Here is a 19,751-nt window from a genome sequence, read left to right on the forward strand (position 1 = left end):
AGTAAATGGGGTAACAGGTGCAGAAGTAGATTTAGCTCCAGCTTTGGCTGCTGCAACTACAGTTGCTAATGCTTTTACAGGTACAGATTTAATTACTACAGTAAACGGGGTAGATGCTGCACCGGTAGATATAACAAGTGCTTTAATAGCTGCAACATCGGTTAGTAATACTTTGAATGGTGATAAGTTAACAACTACAGTAAATGGGGTAACAGGTGCAGAAGTAGATTTAGCTCCGGCTTTGGCTGCTGCAACTACAGTTGCCAATGCTTTTACAGGTACAGATTTAATCACTACAGTAAACGGGGTAGATGCTGCACCAGTAGATATTACAACTGCTTTAACGGCTGCGACAACTGTTAGTAATATTGTGAATGGTACAGACTTAGTTACTACTGTAAATGGAGTTGCTGCTACAGGGGTAGATATCTCAAGTGCAGTAACTGCTGCAACTACTAATGCGTTGTCTAGTGTTGATAATACAATTACAAGTGTTGTAAATGGTGTATCTCAAACGGCACCTGCGGTAAATACGGTTGTGAACAATTTGACAGGAAATAGTTTAGTAACAACGGTAAATGGTGTAGCGGCTGGGGCTCTGGATTTGACTCCTATTTTAGGTTCTACACAAGTAATACAGGAGTTTATAGCATCAGGAGGTCAAAGTACTTTTGCATTATCAGCTCCATCCGTAGGTACGTCTATTAAGTTGTATATCAATGGAGTTAGGATTCCAAATGATGCAATATCCGTTACAGGAAGTACTGCAACTTATGACTCAACAAAAAATGACACATATTCTTTAGCTATAGGAGATGTTGTTGCTATTGATTATTTTAGATAATTCAAAGTATTTTCAATTACAATTAAATGTTTTTTACATTTTTTTTTGAAAATTTTAAATTAACATGGTAAAATTTACTACATTCGTAATGTTTTTTGAATGAATAATATTACGAATGTATAATATTTAATTTGATATGAAAAAAATTATATGCTTATCGCTTATACTTAGTGGTGGGGCAATGATAGCGCAGACAAAGACTGTAGCGACTGTTTCAGGAGAGAAGGTAATTTATACTCCTATTGTTGATGGTACAGAATTAGCAAAAGGTATTGTGCAATTTGCTACAGGGGCTGATATTCAATTAGGTTTAATTTCAACAAAAGCAGTTCATCCAGCTGGATTGAAAGCGGAATTGGACAAAAAAGCAAACCTTGCTTCGCCTGTTTTTACGGGTACTCCAACTTTGCCAACAGGTACTATTGGGGTGACGCAGACAGCTGGGGACGATTCAACAAAATTGGCTACAACAGCATTTGTTAAGGCAAATATTACGGCTTCTGCAGTTCCTGATGCTACGGAGTTAGTAAAAGGTAAGGTGGAATTGGCGACAGCTGCTGAGACAACTGCAGGTACAGATGCATTAAGAGCAGTTCATCCTGCCGGATTAAAAGTTGAACTGAATAAAAAGGCAAATCTGGCTTCACCAGCATTTACTGGCACACCAACAGCGCCAACAGCAGTGGCAGGTACAAATACAACGCAGGTGGCTACTACTGCATTTGTGGAAGCTACAAAAGGTTGGGGTCTTGCAGGGAATACTGGGACAGAAGCTAGTTATCTGGGTACTACAGGTAATTTTGATTTACCATTTAAATCAAATAATCTGGAGAGAATGCGCATCATGGCAGGTGGAAACGTTGGTATCGGTACAATAGCTCCTTATTCTCCTCTAGACGTTAACGGGAATTTATATACAAGTTTTCATAAAAGCAATAACCAGCATGATGTTTTAGAACGTGGATCAAGGTTTATCGGAAATAAATCTGGTAATGGAGTTGATGGTTTTACTGGGATGGAATTAGAAGTAGGTACTCGTAATACAGGAAATGGGGGTAATATTCATTTTTTGACATGGGGTAATACTATTAGTGCACAAAGACGTGTTATGACTATAAAGGATAATGCGAATGTTGGTATTGGTATTACTGACCCGACAAGTAGATTACATGTGAATGGTGAGGTTAGAATTGCTGGGGGGTTAAATTTTGGTCAAACGAATCCGGCAGGTGGGAATCAGCATAATTTTTTTAACATTCCGTCTACAAGTGGAGGAAAAACCCACTATTGGAATATTATGAATAAATTTGATGTTGGAGGAGGATCTCTTTTATTTAGACGTGGTGCTGATGCTGCAATATCAAATGACCCAGGAAATTGGGAACCTGTTTTAGCTTTAAATTATAATGATCAGAATGTCGGTATTGGTACACAAAATCCAGTAGCAAAGCTTGATATTGTTGATGGTTCGTCACTATTAGGGCCAACAAATTTTGAACCTAAAGTTATTCAGCGTTTCAGTCGTTTGGGAATAAATGGCACAAAATGGCCTGCAGGAGCAGAGTTTGCTGTAGGGTCTTATGCTGCTACCTTAGGTGCACAGACTCGTTTCGATTTGAAATTGTCAAATGGGAATTCAGTGGTGGGTGATATGACAGCGATGACTTGGTTAGGAAATGGCAATGTAGGTATTGGTACAACAATACCGGCTGCAAAATTAGATGTGGCAGGTACAATTAAAATATCCGGTGGTACACCTGGTATTGGAAAAGTATTAACATCTGATGAAGCGGGCCTGGCTTCCTGGACTACACCGGCAGCATTACCTACGATAGCTGATGCTACAGAAACGGCAAAGGGGGTAGTAGAATTGGCAACAGCTGCGGAAACTACTATAGGTACGGATAATACAAGAGCTGTTCATCCAGCGGGATTGAAAGTGGAGTTGGATAAAAAAGCAACTGTTGAGTCTGTGGCTTTAAAAGCGGATACAACTACTATGAATACAGCTTTAGGGTTGAAAGCAAATCTTGCTTCACCAACATTTACAGGAACACCAACTTTGCCTACAGGTACTATTGGGGTAACACAGGCAGTGGCAGACAATTCGACAAAACTCGCTACGACAGCATATGTAAATGCAAAAATTGCTGCGACTCCTGCTGTAGTTTCAGCATCAGAAACCGTAAGTGGTATAGTAGAATTGGCAACAGCTGCAGAGACTACAACCGGTACTGATGCAACAAGAGCAGTTCACCCAGCGGGATTGAAAGTGGAGTTGGATAAAAAAGCAAATCTTACTTCGCCAACATTTACAGGAACTCCAACTTTGCCTACAGGTACTATTGGGGTAACACAAGCAGTGGCAGACAATTCGACAAAACTCGCTACGACAGCATATGTAAATGCAAAAATTACTGCGATTCCTGCTGTAGTTTCAGCATCAGAAACCGTTAGTGGTATAGTAGAATTGGCAACAGCTGCAGAGACTACAACCGGTACTGATGCAACAAGAGCAGTTCATCCTGCGGGATTGAAAGTGGAATTGAATAAAAAAGCAAATTTAACAGGTGCCACATTTACTGGAAATGTAGAGGTTGCTGGTTTAAAAATTCTTGCAGGAACTAGTGCTCCAGATCAAACATCAGGTTCATGGATAAGAACTAATACTTCTGAAGCTTTGATAATAAGTTCAAAGGGAGATTCGTATTTTAATTATAGTGGTGGAGCAGGAAAGTCTATTCGTTTTTATTCACAACCTACTGGTGGTAGTGGGACAGGTACAGAAACAATGACTATCGTAGAAAGAAATGTAGGTATTGGTACAACTTCACCAGCTGCAAAACTAGATGTTGCTGGTACTATTAAAATATCGGGTGGTACACCTGGTGTTGGAAAAGTATTAACATCAGACGCAGCGGGTCTCGCTTCTTGGGCTATACCGACAACTACGATAGCTGATGCAACAGAAACGGCAAAGGGGATAGTAGAATTGGCAACAGCTGACGAGACGACAACCGGTACAGATGCAACGAGAGCGGTTCATCCTGCAGGTTTGAAAGTGGAATTGAATAAAAAATTAACGGTTGTTGATCCTAGAGCTACAGGTAGTATGCAAGTTAGTGGTGAAAGTGTAGGAACAGCAAGTGTTACTCCGGTAAATATTGAGCGTTGGACTAGACCAGGAGTGAGTGGTCAGAAATATAATGTAATTGCTGATTTTAATTTAGGTTCGTATGGTACATCAACAAGCGCGCAAAGTCGTCTTGATTTAAAGTTAAGTAATGGCGCCGTATCTGCTCCTGAAGTTGATGTGATGACATGGCTAGGTAACGGGAGAGTTGGTATCGCTACAATAGAACCTTACTCACCTCTAGACGTTAACGGGAATTTATATACAAGTTTTCATAAAAGTAATAACCAGCATGATGTTTTAGAACGTGGATCAAGGTTTATCGGAAATAAATCTGGTAATGGAGCTGATGGTTTTACTGGGATGGAATTAGAAGTAGGTACTCGTAATACAGGAAATGGGGGTAATATTCATTTTTTAACATGGGGTAATACTATTAGTGCACAAAGACGTGTTATGACTATAAAGGATGATGGTAATGTGGGTATAGGTACTGTAACTCCAACAGAAAAACTGGATGTTGCCGGTAATATTAAAGCAGCAGCTATTTTAACTACGTCTGATGTACGTTTGAAAAGAAATATAAAAAATTTAGACAACGGAGTAAAAACAATTAATGCTTTACGTCCTGTGACTTATGAAAAGAAAGTGGAATTGAATAGTTCAGAATATACAATAAAGGAAGAAGGTTTTATTGCTCAGGAAGTGCAAAAAGTATTGCCGGATTTGGTAAAAGAAGGTAAAGATACCGATAAAATTTTGAGTATTAATTATATAGAGATTATTCCAATTCTAACAAAAGCAATTCAGGAACAACAATTGCAGATAGAAATACAAAAAGCACAAATCGAGAAACAACAGCAACAGATTGATGTAATTTTGAATGCTATAAAAAAATAGTTTTAAAATACAGGATAACTTATAACTAAGTTATCCTTAGTATTTTAATAAATATTCTTAATTGACTATGTTATATATTAGATAACATGTGTTTGTCATCTGAGTGTACTATTTTATACGTTATCAAATTAGAATTTTAAATTATAAAATAACTTTAATTATGAAAAATAAATTAGCAATATTATTTTTTATATTGGCTTGTGGGGTATCCTATGGCCAATCCGGGGTGGGGACAGTAACCCCACATGCATCTGCAGCGTTAGATGTGACATCGACAAACAAGGGCTTATTACTGCCGAGAATGACCACTGCGCAGCGCAATGCCATCCCATCACCTACACCTGGTTTGATGATTTATAATACAACCACCAATTGTGTTGAATTCAGGAACAATACTGGCTGGTATAACGTGTGTACAGGTACAACAAATTAATTTTTTCAATATGAAAAAAAAAATAATGATTTTATTCTTTACGCTGCTATGCGGAGTACTGAGCTACAGTCAGATTGGGATTGGTACCACAACACCGCATGCATCGGCGATACTAGACATCACTTCTACGAATAAAGGGCTATTGATCCCGCGTCTGACTACGACACAGCGGAATGTAATAACGTCACCAGTCGCGGGGTTACTAGTCTATAATATAACAACCAATTGTAATGACATGTATACAGGTAGTAGGTGGATTGATATGTGTTTCGCTATAACCGTAGAACCCGTATCCCCGACAGGGGTGCTTGTGGGTTGCGGAACGCAAACCATGTATCTGACAGCCACCGGGACGGATTTGACATACCGTTGGTATAGAAATAACGTGGCGTTGTCCGATGACGCCGTAGTGTCAGGTTCATCCACGCACGAGCTAACAGTGTCAAAAGTCCCGTGGCTAGGTCGTAGCGATTATCATTGTGTAGTCACCGCACCCGATGGGAGTTTCCGCAAATCAGCCGTGGTCGCAGCGTATGCGACCGCGATTACGCCGTGGCCCGATCCGGGTCCGGGCTGCATTTGGAGTAGAAATGGACAACACTATTATTGGGTGCCTTATAATTGGACACTCGAAACATGGTCGGGCGCGGGTTGGACTACGTTGGCGAGCGCCTTTCTTGAGCCACCGTGTGGTTTGCCAGCTTGGACACCATCAAACTTACGTAACTACAATAACTCAGCAACACTGACTGTGCGTCTATCTCGTGCAGCCGACGCATGCAACGCTGCCGCATCTTATACTTATACATTAAATTATTAATTTATTGAAGGTTTTGGGTTGGCTAAATAGTACCTGCTCAGACCTATGATCTAAAAACTTTACAAGGTTACCGGCGGTAACCTTGTAAAACACTAAATAACCCCTGCAGCATTTTTTGGCTGATTTTTTATGGGTATGTCTTTGTTGTAAAGAGTTTACGGTGGTATTAGATTAATGCCATTATTTGTAACTAATGAAAATCTTCTTTTTTATGCGTAGTAAATGTTCTAAAGCCGCTTCCTATACGGTTAAAGCGGGACAATAGCCCTAAGGAAAATAGAGTATAATGACTAGGTACTATTTTTGGGACTTATGGCAAAGATGCTTGTATTGGTGTATTATTCTTTGTTATTAATGTCTTTGGGTAAATAGCTGTCGGCTTTATTTTGAACAACTACAAGAATGGAATTCTTTTTGTGAATTTTGAATGAATTTCTCTGCTTGTTAGTAAAGGCTTTATATTGCATTAGCTTTTTGTACAACCTCTGTTTTGAAGTTTTTTTCATTGCTGAATTTGTTGTTATTCCACCTTTAAAATTTATCTTCTTCTGCCTATTTTATTTATGATAGATTTGAAATAGCTCTATGTAGCCATTGGTTGAGTTAATTATTTGCGGCTCAAGTTTATCTGCTTAGCAGTGTGTTTTAGGAATACCGGACTCAATAGTTGCTATTTCGCTTTATCTTTTGGAATTTCCAATATGTTTGATATGTAGACTTATTCTGATAGTTTTATGTCCTATAGGGGTGTGGTAAGCCTGGTCTTTCGGATATCTTTGGATGATTAAAAATTGCAACTTCACACAAAATTTTAAAAGACCAGAATAATATGATAAAATTAGAAAAAGCAGCTGTAGTGTTGTTTGTCTTCTTTTGTGGCATTTGCTATAGCCAGGTAAGTATAGGGACAACAACACCGCATGCCTCTCTACAAGAATGGAATTCTTTTTGTAAATTTTGAATGAACTTCTCTGCTTGTTAGCAAAGACTTTATATTGTATTAGCATTTTGTACAACCTCTGTTTTGAAGTTTTTTCCATTGCTGAATTTGTTGTTATTCCACCTTTAAAATTCATCTTCTTCTGCCTGTTTTATTTATGAGATGCGTTTGGCATCATTGCCGTCTTTAATTCTTATGAATATTTATCGTTTTTATTTCTTTTGAAAATAGTTCTATGTACCATTTGTAGGTTGGACTTATTACCTCTCCCTGCAGGTGTAATTTAGAAAAGACAGACTCAATAGTTGTTATTTTACCTCGACTTTTCGTATTCAAAGTAAGTGTAGTACATGATTTTATTCTGATAGTTTTATGCCCTGCTGGAGTCATGCGAAAATTGGGGTTGTGGTATTTTTGCATTATTATAGCTGTCGTCCGATAGGGGATGTTATAAAATTTAAAAGGAATTATAAATGATAAATTTTAAAAAAAAAAGAACATCTGTAATATTGTTTATGCTCTTATGTAGGACGTGTTACAGTCAAATGGGTATTGGGACAACCACACCTCACGTATCTGCAATATTAGATATAACTTCTACAAATAAAGGGTTGTTGATTCCGCGTATGACCACAGCCCAACGTAATGCAATTGCATCGCCTTCCGTAGGGTTGATTGTGTATAATACCACGACTAATTGTGATGAGTTTTATGCTGGTAGTGGCTGGGTGAGTATGTGCAAGCCTCCGTGTACTCCCCATGTGTCAGCTATGACAACCTACAACTTCCAGGATGGTCCTTGGTGGTATACGGGTTTTAGGAATCCGCCTAATTCTGTTGTTTACTATATCATTGGAGGAAGTGGTATGAGGAATACGAGGAGCAACCGACCGGAATGGAGCAGCGAACAGGGGCCTTATGCAACCCGTAATGCTACATTTAGAGTGGTCTACGACGCAGGTACTCCCTGCCAATCGGAGCGCACTTATGTATTTCCCTAATTAGATAGTTTTGGATTAAGATATGTATGGTATCTATGATGGTTATACTTGCTAAAGTATAGTGGGTTGTCAGTATTAAGTTTGCGGCTTTTTTTGAGCGAAAGCTTTTTTTACAAATGATTTGTATCAATATTGGGTGGTGTTGCTGATTTTGCAATTCACTAAAAAATATCTCTTTAAGTTCTCGTATCTATTATAGGTTAAGTTTTGTTTTATTTTATCATGAAAGTTTTATGTCCTGTTAGAGGCATGTGAAAATTGGGCATGTGGTATTTTTGCAGTTGTATAGCTGCCACTTGATAGAAAAGTATATTAAATTCTAAAAAGAACTATAAAATGATAAAATATAAAAAAATCACTGTATTGCTTTTGCTTGTAAATGCTATATGTTACAGTCAACTGGGTATTGGAATAACAACACCTCACGCATCGGCAATACTGGATATCACTTCTGTCAATAGTGGGTTATTACCACCACGTATGACCGAAACGCAACGTAATGCTATAATAAGTCCGGCAGATGGCTAATGATATACAATACGACAACCAATTGTGTTGATTTTCGTAAGCAGAGAGAATGGAAAACTGCATGTATCTCCAGTGTTTCTCCTTCTGCAAATGGTACGGGAGTCGTACCTGGTTATACGTGCATACAGAGTACAGGTTGCAACTTAAAAGTTGGTGTCGTGGTAAGCGGTGTAATCCAAACAATTAGTGCTGTGGTTGTAACCGCGGGTACTTACAATATAATCGCAACAGCCAATGGTGTAACATTTAGAGGTACAGGTACTTTTGCAGGTACAGGGATCCAAAATATAGTGCTAACCGCAACTGGTACTCCTGTAACAGGAGGTGTCACTACCTCTTTTAACTTGAATACTAATCCAGGGTGTACTTTTGATTTCTATGTATTAGCATCGGATGATGTATGCGGGCCGGATGGTCGTGTTTGGAAAGATAGGAACGTGGGTGCGAATCGTGTTGCAACAAGTATTAACGATACTCAATCATACGGAAACTTTTATGACCGAGAGCCGTCTCAAATGGTGTGCCCGTCAGGCTATCACACTCCTAACAACGCTGAGTGGACAGTTCTTGTTAACTCTGTAAGTCCAAAGAACCGCTACGGGATGATGAACTCGACGTTGAATCTACCGTCAGCCGGAGTGATTTATTTAGGCAGCCCGATGGATGTAGGTACAAAGGGTTATTACGCAACAAGTGAAAACAACGCGTCGTCTCTTCGTTCGCTCGTGATGACCGACACCACACCGTCGTTAAGTACTCGTTATAATAGTGATCATGTTAAAGTACGATGCATTAAAGATTAGAATTATGTAAATAATGATGATAGTTGTATTTTAGTTTGGTTAAAAAGTACCTGCTCAAATTTAATGGTTTAAAAAACTATAGGGCTACCGTCGATGACCTTAATGAATGTAAAACAGTGTTATTAATATATTTCAGATCGCTGAATACAAGTAATGGCTTTTAATGATGTTTTAATGTCTTATTTGGTGGGATAGAATTGAAAGACTTGACCAAATTTGCATTTCATACTGGTTATTTTTAGTTGTAATTTGAAGAAAAGGGCGCTTAATAGTATTGCATTTGTAATCATTTAGGCGTTTTTCTTGTATAAAACAGTGTGGAACGGAAAAATTAGAGGGTAGAATTTAGAGAGTATATAAAGAGTATTGTCGTAAATGCTTTTGTTAAAATTACAGACTTAAATGAGTGTATAGATCGGGATAAATCAATATTTGTAATAGACTATCGTTATTTTTTTTACTTTAATAGGGGTGGGATTAGTGATTTAGAGCAAGTCAACAGCATGACGTACTGTGATGAATATTCTTGTCTGTTACGGTAAAATATTTAAAAAATAGATTAATTCAACAGACCAAACGTTGAGTGAAATATATGACGGGTTGCTATTGCCTTCTTCGGATTGTTGGTTTATTCTGGGTTATACGGAGAAAGGTGTAAAGAAAAGATTCAAATCAAATTTTCATTGAAACGATAAATTGTAAAGAATAATTATAATTGATTTAGTTTTTTTTGAAGTTATATTCTGGTTTTTTTATGGGGTATAAGTAATTCATAATTGAATTTGATATCAATTGTTTTTAAGTTGATATATAAGTTTTAATTTGCTGAGGCGAAATAATTTAGAATATTAGTTAAATTCTAAAAATTATTCTGTAGATAGAAAACTATCCTAATGTTGACTTGCTATAAAAGAGAATTATAGAGTATAAAATAAGTAAAAAAAGACTTTTTGTGATAGTTGTGTATCTTATAGAGGTATTGGATCATGCTTTTTTATAATTATTTTTGCAGTTGGTTTAAAATTATTATTTTGGTGCGAAAATATATACAAAACAAATATTAAGATGAACATAATGACATTAAAAAAAATAACATTGAGTTTGCTTTTTCTGATAAATTTTATGGCTAACGCTCAGAAGGGTTATAGTATTAAGGGGAATTTTCCGCAAGGCAGTAGTAGGGAAATAGAATTATGGGGATTTGAAATTTTAAAAGACAGCCTGTTGGCGAAAACCACTAGTGATGCCAGAGGTAATTATGTTTTGTCTTATCCTGAAAGCTATGTTGGTGCTGCGATGTTGAAAGTGAAGGATGGGATGAGTTTAACTGTTTTGTTGAATAAAGAAAATTTTGAGATAGACTGGAGTAATTTTGAAGATTTAGGATCGCTTCGTTTTGCTGCTTCCGTTGAAAATACTGCTCTTTATAGGGGAATAATGATCTATAAAAAGTCCGAGGAAATATTAAATGGATTGAAATATTTGAAACCTCTATATGTTGATTCTGTCAATAAACAGAAATGGATCAATAAGGAAATTGAGGTGCAGGAACATGTTTTTTTAGATTTTATTGAGACTTTGCCTAGGTCGTCTTTTGCTGTCTATTATTTATCATTGGTGAGGTTAGCGCAAGATATGGCTAATACTGCAAATCATTACCCTGAGCGTATTGCTAAGAATGAAAAAGATTTCAAGACAATTGATTTTTCTGATCCAAGACTTTTGTATTCAGGGATGATTAAAGATTTGATTAACGGTTTTTATCAAATGCTGGAAAGTTACGGTGATCCGGATAAAGTGAGCGAACATGTCAACGAAGCAACTGATGTGCTATTAAAAAACATGAATGCTTATCCGGAATTAAAAAAAGAAATTGCAGCGTATTTATGTAAACGATTGGAAGAACGAAGCTTGTTTAAATCAGCTGAGTTTCTTGCTTTGAAAATGCTAGCTGATAATACGTGTACGTTAGATAATAAAAGTGCTGAATTATACGGACAGTATGTAAAAATGGCGGCTGGTAAAATGGCTCCGGAATTGCAATTGGTGCCTAATAATACTAAAGGTTTTTCTAATATTACTGATATTAGAAACAAATATAAAGTGGTTGTTTTTGGTGCTAGCTGGTGCCCGAAATGCCAAGAGGATATACCGGATTTGAAAAATTATTATTCTGAATGGCAGCATAAGTATGATGTAGAAATTGTTTTTGTATCAGTGGATACTGATCCGATAGCTTATATCAATTTTGTGCAAGATTTTCCGTGGGTGTCAAGTTGTGATTTTAAAGGATGGGATGCCAAAAGTGCGGTGGATTATGGTGTTTTTGTTACCCCTACTATGTACTTGTTGGATACTAATAATGTTATTTTGCTTAAACCTTTTAATGCGTCACAAATAGGTTCTTGGTTATCCATGCATGATGTAAGTCGTTAAGTTATGAGTTGTGAATCGTAGTTTGTTTTGTGTGCCCCAGTCATAAAATGTTTTAATCTTATCGGCTAAATTATGTTGTAAAAGTGGCAAAAATATTTGCTGCTTTTTTTTTGGATATATTTTTCTAATTGATTTGTGTAAATGGAGTAGATAGAATGTAATGGTGTGTGCAAAAGAGAGTTTAAACAACTTGGATGAAATAAGGTTATTATAAGTTTAGTTTTTTGTTGTATTTGATTGATCGTATAATGATATGGTTTGTGTGTTGGGAAAATAGGTATTGTGGGTATTGTTTAATGTTTTTCAGGGATGTTTTATATCGGTACAAACTAGCCACTGGGTAGCTTTTGAAGGTTTGTAAAATCTTATAGTATTCACTTTTTTGGAAATAGTTCTATATGTTGCCTAGTTAAAATAATTGTTTGCGGATTAGGTGTGGTACCTATCAATATAATTTAGAAATACCAAACTTAATATTGGATATTTTACTTCAGCCTTTTGTCTTGATTCCTGATTAGCGTGACGTGTGGATTTATTTTTGATGGTTTTATGTCTTGGCTGGTTGAGTATGAAAACTGGGTTTGTGGTGTTTTTGTACTATTATATATAGCGTTGGGTAATTCCTGTAATTATCATTAAACGCATGGAATATAGCCTTTATTGAAAATAAAATATAAAAGAAATGTACCTCATAGGTAATATGCGTGTTCTAAATGATTGGAAGCGTGTTTTTAAACTTATGGAATCCATGTTTTTATTCATGCGTTTAAAATATTTTCGTCCAACGATTATTAGAGCTGCCACCTGATAGGAAGGGCATGTAAGATTTAAAAAGAACTATAGTAGAGTAATGAAAGAATTTTAAAAAATCACTGTATTGTTGTTTGTGTTTCTAAGTATTATGTGCTAAAGTCAAGAAGGTATTGATTTATTATGTAATTGTTCGCGGTGCAGCTGGAAAGTATGTGATGTCGAGTGTTGTGTTGATTTCCGTGATTAGCAGGACTGCACAAGTTACGGAGTTAATTACTAGTATCGGTGCTGGTAGGTCGTAGCTACCTGGATTCGTGGCAATGGAGATTTTGAAACCGCCAACTGCGGATCTTATTCAAGGTTTCAGTGGTTGTATGTCATGCTTCGGGTGGTCTTCGGGTGGTAAATGCTGTATCCCGCTGAATAAAAACACATCGCCGAAGACAGTGTTGGTATATTGCGATAGTGCCAATGCATGTATTAATAGTAGAGCATATCGGGTGAGTTGGTAAATTGATATGTAGATGGTTATTTAGATCTTTACATTGAGTAAATATGCCTCTTGAGATTTATTGCCTAAAATAGAGCAGTTTTAGCGCCGATATTCCTGTAAAACACCAAGCTGCTTGTAGTATTTACGGAGTGGTTTTTTATAAACAAGCTTATGCTGGAAAGGATTTTCGCTGGTAATGAGCAGTGTTGTTAATTTTGCTACTAACGAAAAATTATCTTTTCAAGTTCTCGTGTTGATGCTAACTAAGTTTGTGTGCGATTTTATTACGATAGTTTTATGTCCTGTTAGATGTTTATGAAAATTTGACTTGTAATACTTTTGCAGTATTATAACAACCAATTGATAGAAATGTATATCAAATTTAAAAAGAACTAATAGAATGATAAAATTTAAAAAAAACATTGTTTTGTTGTTTATGCTTGTAGCTGGTGTATGTTACGGTCAAATGGGAATTGGGGTAACAACACCTCATGTGTCGGCAATACTGGATGTTGCTTCTACCAATAAGGGTTTATTGATTCCGCGTATGAGTACAGCACAGCGTAATTCAATTGTGTCGCCTGCTGTGGGGTTAATTGTATATAACACCACGATCAGTTGTGATGAGTTTTATGATGGCGGCAGCTGGGTAAGCATGTGTAGGACGCTAGCTCCATTGATAACAAGACAGCCTACATCGCCGGCTGATGTGTGTAATGTTGTTGGATACACACAAACAATATCCGTCGTGGCGACTGGGACCTCGCTAACTTATGATTGGTACCGTAATGGTACTCTTTTTATACGAAATAGCACATATTATAGCGGTGCTACCACAAATTCTTTAAGAATAACCAACATGCCTACCGCGGGGACATATACCTATCATGTGGTTGTGAGTGAGCCATCGTCTGGAAGAACGCAGGTTTCGAATGCTGTAGTTGTCAAGGTAGTCGCAGGGACCGTTGCTGCTGCCTCTTTATATGCGGATGCAGGGAATAATAAGCCAGAGTGGCCCAGCGGGTATATAGTGGAGGTCAGGCCACCGCCTGGAGGTGTTATCACCGGTTGTTCGGGGTGTGGGGCAGGTGCGGGGCACCGCGGGACAAATAATAATTATTTCTTCGTTGCGAACTACGCCCAGCGCCCAGCGCCTGTGAGTGTGAGATACGATTCTGGGTCGGTTTGTCAGCGAGATGTACAGTATAATGTTTCTTGGTAAGTTGTTGTGTGGATAGTTGTGGGAAGTTTTGGATTAGGAATTATATAGTGCTTGCTTAAAATTTATCATTTAGCATTTTTGCAGGGTTGTTGTGGTGGTCTTGTGAAAATAGCAAACAACCCTAGTAGTGTTGTCAAGGTAGGTTTTATATACAAGTCTATGTTGCGGAAGTTTGTGTTGGTAGTGGGCTAGTGTTGCTAATTTTGCTGCTAACTAAAAATTATCTTTTCAGGTTCTCGTATTAATAGCGGCTAAGTTTTAAGTGTGATTTTATTATGACAGGTTTATGTCTTGTTATGTGCATGTGAAAATTAGACTTATACTACTTTTGCAGGACTATAGCGGCCAATTGATCAGAGTGGGTATGAAATTTAAAAAGAACTAAAATAATAAGATAGGATTTAATAATGTGACAGTCTTGCTTTTTTCGCTGGTAAGTGGTGTCTGTTGTGCTCAAGTAGGGTTTTGACAGTAACGCCGCAGTATTGGTTATGTTGGAGGTTGTCGCGGCTACTGTTTTTTTTATTTTTATTATATCAAGACTAACGACTATATAATTTGGTCTAATTGTTTCACCTGTTTCGGGATTAATAATTTATCAAATTGTATTGAAACTTATAATGGTTCAGTAATCACAAGTAATTGTGTTGGTTTTGTGATAATGCGATCAATTCTTATAAAATGGGTAGTGTTTTTAGTGTCAGGAGGGGCTTTGATGTCAGGAACTATTCTGTTGCTTTGCGTAGTTCGGGTATAGTTCCCTAATATGCCGGAATTAACATTGACTGGAAGTTTTTAGCTTTATGGTTTCTTTTGTCTGGTCTGTGGTGCATCCGGGTTATGAAGTGGTATTGTGGATCAATACGAAAACCTGTGGATCATTAAAGATTTAAGCATAAATATTAATTAGCCGAAAAGGGAAAAACTCTACATTCCTGACGCCTCTGAATTGAGATCTAAAAGCTTTTGTTTTTGCATTGAAAGTTTGTACTTCTGTTTTCGAAATAATTCAATATGGTTTGATAATGATTCATAATTGTTCGGGAAATTGTATTTAAAGACTTAAAACCGGATTAATTTACTTTTTTTGAATTATTTAGCTAGTTTGATAAAACCAACGATTTTATCTTTTGTGTTCTCGAAGATACCTCGAAGCTCTTGGGTGGGATTATATCTTTTTTGAATATAGGTCATAATTCAAATAATAATGCAGCACGTTCTATTTGGTTTGAAATCCATTTAGATTTTGCTTTTGTATAAGAAATATCAGCTCCTGGTAAGTAATTGTTTAAGTGTATCACTATTAGGGAGTATTTTGGATTCGAAATTTACATTTGATTTTTTAATTCCTCCCGTAGCTTCATCTTCCTGATCTGTGTCTTTCCAGAGGTATTTGATTCTAATCTCCAGCAGGGCTTCAGTGGTCGGCTTATGAATATGAAAACGGTCAGTAACTCGAGTTGTATCAGGGAAACATTTGTGGGTAATTAATTCCATATTGTCAGCCATGTTCAAAGTAAGTTCTCTGACCAGGTTCCTTTCTTTGAGAGTTTTTTTTTTTTTTTTTTTTTAAAAGAACTGAAATTACTGTGTTGGGCTTTATTTCTGGCAACCATGGCTGCTATAGTTTCTTTTGTGTCTTTAGTGGATTTATTAGTCGCAATAGTATAGAGTTCTCCATTACAGAGAGAGGTTTTGTCTATAGAGGAACTTTTTCTAATGTTCTTAGGGGGGGGGAGGTTGTTTTTTAGCTGTGGTTTTTGATTTCAAGCTTTGAAATTACTTAGAAAATCCTTGTGTTGAGATTGTAAATTTCTAGCGGAAACGTCATAAACCGAGGCAATGGCATTACAATTATTTGGCTTGGAATCTATTGATTTCTTTTAAAAAAGATACAAACTCCTGGGCTGGACGGGTTCTGTCTGCTACTAAATTCCAATCCCTGGACAACTTTTCCAGTATCTTGATTGTAAGCTATGTTCTAAGGGCAATATAAAGATGTGTCTGGTGTCTACAAATTGGAAAATCCTGAACAGTTATCTGCTTAAAGAGTCCTTTCGGGCTCAATTTAGAGTCTCTGTATTCTTTTGGAATCGAATTGATTTCTCCTAAGTACAAATGAAATATCTCCTTAATATCATTATGAAAAGATTCTTTCAATGTGGCAGAGGCTAATGATTAGCTTGCTACAGGTGGCGACAAGTGATAAGTAAATTATGAATTGTGTTGGAAGAGCTGATACAATTGTCAGGATCAGGTGTTTTTAAGGAAATTTAAAAATGTCTGTTGAAAGAACAATGATTGTATTTTTAAAATTGTAAGAGCTTATGTGTGACAGGTAATTTCTCAATTTCACTACGTCCTAATGCAATATCGCCAGGATAGTATTGTGTGTAGAAAAAACAGTGGCAAAAAAAGCTACTGTTTTGTTTTTGTATATAAAATAGTCTCTTAATCTGAGTTTGGCTATTAAACCGTTGGTTTGTGCTAGAGTTAGATATTCTTAAGGTTTTGTGAAATAGTTTACGAATTATTCTTTGTATTTAAATTTTTATGAGATCTAAAATGTAGTATTAGAGAATCTGTGAATAAAAATACTTCTAGTGATTAAAACAATAATCTAACTCTGATTGTTAATGTATGTATTGATAATGTCTTAAGTTGAAATCTGTGTATAATTTAGTTAACTAGCAGATATATGATGTGCTTTAAAATGTCCTATTATGATAGTGTCCTGTCTTGCAGGGGGAGAGGGAATGCTGTTTTGGAGGTATGTTTGTACTGTTGAATATGTCAAGATGACTGCCTTTTGTAAAATATGTCTTATTGTGATGATTTTGCGTCTTTTTGAGGTGGTTTGTAAGTGGGGTCAAAAATATCTTTGCACATTATTTTAAAGTAAGTAAATGATTTGTTGATGTTGTGCTAAAATAGTACGAGTAAATGGAAAAACAATTATAGAATTTTATGAAAAAATTAATAACAAAAAACGGGTTGCTTTTGAGTAGTTTTTTACTGTTGTCAGTTATGGGTATGGCACAAACTGTAAATACAGGGGAGTTGTATATAGTGCCTGGTACAGTAGTTAGCACCGTGGAGGAACTGAGTAATGCTCAAACAGCAGTGTTGGTTAATGATGGTGAGTTATATGTTTACGGGAACTATAATAACGATGGTTTGGTTGCTTTTACTCCAGGTGGTCTAACAGGTACAACACATCTGAATGGAGCCGCAGGTTCTCAAAAGATAGCTGGTGATGTGCCGATGGAATGGAATCATGTCGTCTTTAATAATAACAGTGGTTCAGGATCTGCTTTTCATTTAGATAATTATGTGCAAATTTACGGTGTTGCTACTTTTAATAAAGGCATAATAGATGGTGATACTTACGGTGGTTTGATGGTGTTTGAAAACGGTTCGAGTCATCAGAATGCAAGCAGCGACAGTTATATACAGGGTGATGTGCGTAAAATTGGGAATGAGGCTTTTGTGTATCCTACAGGTTCTGGCGGAATGTATGGGCCTATGGGAATTTCGGCTCCCTCAAATGAAAAAGATGGTTTTACGGGGAAATATTTTTTAGAAAACTCGAATACACAGTACCCACACAGTAATAAAGATAGTGAAATTCTCGATATAGATGACGCAGAGTATTGGAAGATTGACAAAACTTCCGGTAATAGTGAGGTCTTTTTGACATTGACTTGGAATGAAGATGTTACGCCAAGTGCTATTTATAGAGCGCCTTTTGATGATATTCATATTGTGCGTTGGGATGATGTTCAAAACCGATGGGTTGACGAAGGCGGCGCAGCTAATCCTGATACAAAACAGGTTAGTATGGTTGTGGATCCATTGAAAGCTTATGGTGTCTTTACATTGGCTAGGGTGAAAACACCGGACTTGCTTACTTGTGGGGGAAAAAGCATAATGATCCATAATGCTGTTTCGCCTAATGAGGATGGAATAAATGATTACTTTAATATAGCAGGCATTCAGGAATGTGCCAATAGTAACGTGGAGATTTATAATCGTTGGGGAGTTAAAGTATATGAAACTTCGGGGTACAATACTTCGGGTAATGTTTTTAGGGGGATTTCTGAGGGCCGTGCTACAGTGAATCGTGGAGAAAAACTTCCGGACGGTACTTATTTCTACATCGTCAATTTAGTAAATGATAATAATACAAGGGTTAAAAAAGCAGGCTATTTATATATCAGTCAATAGTTCAGGTATAAAATAATTATTTTAAAGCATGTATTGTTTTTGATTCTTTAGCTTCGATTTTAGTGTGGTTAAAAAAAGGGGTTATTGTGATATTTTGCTAACTTCTAGAGGTTAGCAAAAATTCAGTAAGTGTGTACTCTTGTATATTAGAGTGTGGATGCTTTAATTTTTTTAGGGAATCAATACGAATCTAAAAAGTAAAACAATAGAAAAGATGTGAGTGCTCATCGTATAAAGCAATTAAGGTTAATACAACTTTGGATATTACATCATCAAAAAAAAGCATTATGAAAAAGATTGAATTAAAAATAAAAGTATTAGTTCTGTTTGTAACGGGGGGTATTTTTACGGCAGAAGCGCAACAAGATTCACAATTTACACAATATATGTATAGTACCAATACTATAAATCCGGCATATGCAGGTTCGAGGGATGTGTTAAGTATTGCGGGGTTCTATAGGACGCAATGGGTAGGTCTGGATGGAGCTCCGCAAACAGCTACTTTATCAATCAATGCACCTGTTGCGGACAGAACAGGTTTAGGTATTTCATTGGTAAATGACCGTATTGGGCCTGTGAATGAAACTAACTTTTCAGCTGATTATTCATATAATATTTTTGTAAGTCCATATGCAAGATTGTATTTTGGAGTAAAAGCTTCTGCTAATCTTATGAATGTGAATTATAGTAAGCTGGATAATGAATATGAGAATGATCCTAAATATATGAATAATGTGGATCAATTTTCGCCTAATGTTGGTGCGGGAGTTTATTTACAAGAAGAGAAATGGTATGTAGGTTTGTCAGTGCCTTATATGCTGAAAACTAGCCATTCTAAAGAGTACAGTGCATCTGATTTTGAGGAAAAATTCCATGGTTATTTTATGGGTGGGTATGTGTTTGATTTGTCTAGCGAGGTGCAGTTTAAACCAGCATTCCTTGCTAAAGTAGTAATGGGGGCACCGTTGCAGATAGATTTGTCTGCTAACTTCTTGTTTATGGAGAAGTTCAATCTTGGGTTTGCATACCGTTGGGATGCTGCGGTGAGCGGAATGGCTGGTTTTCAAGTTACACCCGGTATGATGGTGGGTTATGCTTATGATTTTGATACCACTAAACTGGGAAATTTTAATTCAGGTTCTCATGAATTATTCCTTCGTTTCGACGTATTTGATGGTGTAAAGCCAATTGTTAACGCACGATTTTTTTAAAAAAAAC

Annotated in this window: 9 protein-coding genes and 2 pseudogenes; 10 read left to right on the forward strand and 1 reads right to left on the reverse strand. The window is 36.7% G+C overall.

Annotated features, from left to right (window positions below):
* The 8 genes and pseudogenes from AC6CH4_RS24515 to AC6CH4_RS24550 form a co-directional block, all read left to right on the forward strand.
* Positions 1 to 844: pseudogene (locus AC6CH4_RS24515) on the forward strand (hypothetical protein); the annotation flags it as partial.
* 136 nt (positions 845 to 980) lie between these two features.
* Positions 981 to 4,877: a tail fiber domain-containing protein gene (locus AC6CH4_RS24520; RefSeq protein ID WP_498107705.1), complete on the forward strand. Its 3,897-nt coding sequence runs from the start codon at positions 981 to 983 to the stop codon at positions 4,875 to 4,877.
* Positions 4,878 to 5,037: 160 nt separating this feature from the next.
* On the forward strand, positions 5,038 to 5,310 hold the full coding sequence (locus AC6CH4_RS24525; protein WP_498107707.1) for a phage tail-like protein: 273 nt from the start codon (positions 5,038 to 5,040) through the stop codon (positions 5,308 to 5,310).
* 25 nt (positions 5,311 to 5,335) lie between these two features.
* A complete protein-coding gene (locus tag AC6CH4_RS24530; protein WP_498107739.1) occupies positions 5,336 to 6,130 on the forward strand; it encodes a phage tail-like protein in 795 nt (264 codons plus the stop codon).
* Between the two features lie 1,485 nt (positions 6,131 to 7,615).
* Positions 7,616 to 8,071 carry a phage tail-like protein gene (locus tag AC6CH4_RS24535; RefSeq protein ID WP_498107741.1) on the forward strand — a complete coding sequence of 152 codons (456 nt, stop codon included), beginning with the start codon at positions 7,616 to 7,618 and terminating at the stop codon, positions 8,069 to 8,071.
* A 363-nt stretch (positions 8,072 to 8,434) separates the two neighbouring features.
* Positions 8,435 to 8,599 carry a phage tail-like protein gene (locus tag AC6CH4_RS24540; RefSeq protein ID WP_498107709.1) on the forward strand — a complete coding sequence of 55 codons (165 nt, stop codon included), beginning with the start codon at positions 8,435 to 8,437 and terminating at the stop codon, positions 8,597 to 8,599.
* Between the two features lie 1,877 nt (positions 8,600 to 10,476).
* A complete protein-coding gene (locus AC6CH4_RS24545) occupies positions 10,477 to 11,838 on the forward strand; it encodes a TlpA family protein disulfide reductase (protein WP_498107711.1) in 1,362 nt (453 codons plus the stop codon).
* A 1,712-nt stretch (positions 11,839 to 13,550) separates the two neighbouring features.
* Positions 13,551 to 14,306: a phage tail-like protein gene (locus tag AC6CH4_RS24550; protein ID WP_498107743.1), complete on the forward strand. Its 756-nt coding sequence runs from the start codon at positions 13,551 to 13,553 to the stop codon at positions 14,304 to 14,306.
* A gap of 1,266 nt (positions 14,307 to 15,572) precedes the next feature.
* On the opposite strand, the pseudogene AC6CH4_RS24555 reads toward AC6CH4_RS24550, so the two are convergent.
* A pseudogene (locus AC6CH4_RS24555) lies at positions 15,573 to 15,845 on the reverse strand (transposase); the annotation flags it as partial.
* Positions 15,846 to 17,306: 1,461 nt separating this feature from the next.
* On the opposite strand from AC6CH4_RS24555, the gene AC6CH4_RS24560 reads away from it, so the two are divergent.
* Together AC6CH4_RS24560 and AC6CH4_RS24565 are read left to right on the forward strand one after the other, a co-directional pair.
* Entirely contained in the window at positions 17,307 to 18,533 is a 1,227-nt protein-coding gene (locus AC6CH4_RS24560; protein WP_498107713.1) for a T9SS type B sorting domain-containing protein, read from the forward strand.
* Between the two features lie 287 nt (positions 18,534 to 18,820).
* A complete protein-coding gene (locus AC6CH4_RS24565) occupies positions 18,821 to 19,744 on the forward strand; it encodes a PorP/SprF family type IX secretion system membrane protein (protein WP_498107715.1) in 924 nt (307 codons plus the stop codon).
* The last annotated feature ends 7 nt before the right edge of the window (positions 19,745 to 19,751 follow it).

Source organism: Flavobacterium sp. GQ95 (assembly GCF_059758655.1).

Coding starts and splice junctions, on each gene's coding strand:
- AC6CH4_RS24520 (WP_498107705.1), top strand. CDS start 981: ATGAAAAAAATTATATGCTTATCGCTTATACTTAGTGGTGGGGCAATG.
- AC6CH4_RS24525 (WP_498107707.1), top strand. CDS start 5,038: ATGAAAAATAAATTAGCAATATTATTTTTTATATTGGCTTGTGGGGTA.
- AC6CH4_RS24530 (WP_498107739.1), top strand. CDS start 5,336: ATGATTTTATTCTTTACGCTGCTATGCGGAGTACTGAGCTACAGTCAG.
- AC6CH4_RS24535 (WP_498107741.1), top strand. CDS start 7,616: ATGGGTATTGGGACAACCACACCTCACGTATCTGCAATATTAGATATA.
- AC6CH4_RS24545 (WP_498107711.1), top strand. CDS start 10,477: ATGACATTAAAAAAAATAACATTGAGTTTGCTTTTTCTGATAAATTTT.
- AC6CH4_RS24550 (WP_498107743.1), top strand. CDS start 13,551: ATGGGAATTGGGGTAACAACACCTCATGTGTCGGCAATACTGGATGTT.
- AC6CH4_RS24565 (WP_498107715.1), top strand. CDS start 18,821: ATGAAAAAGATTGAATTAAAAATAAAAGTATTAGTTCTGTTTGTAACG.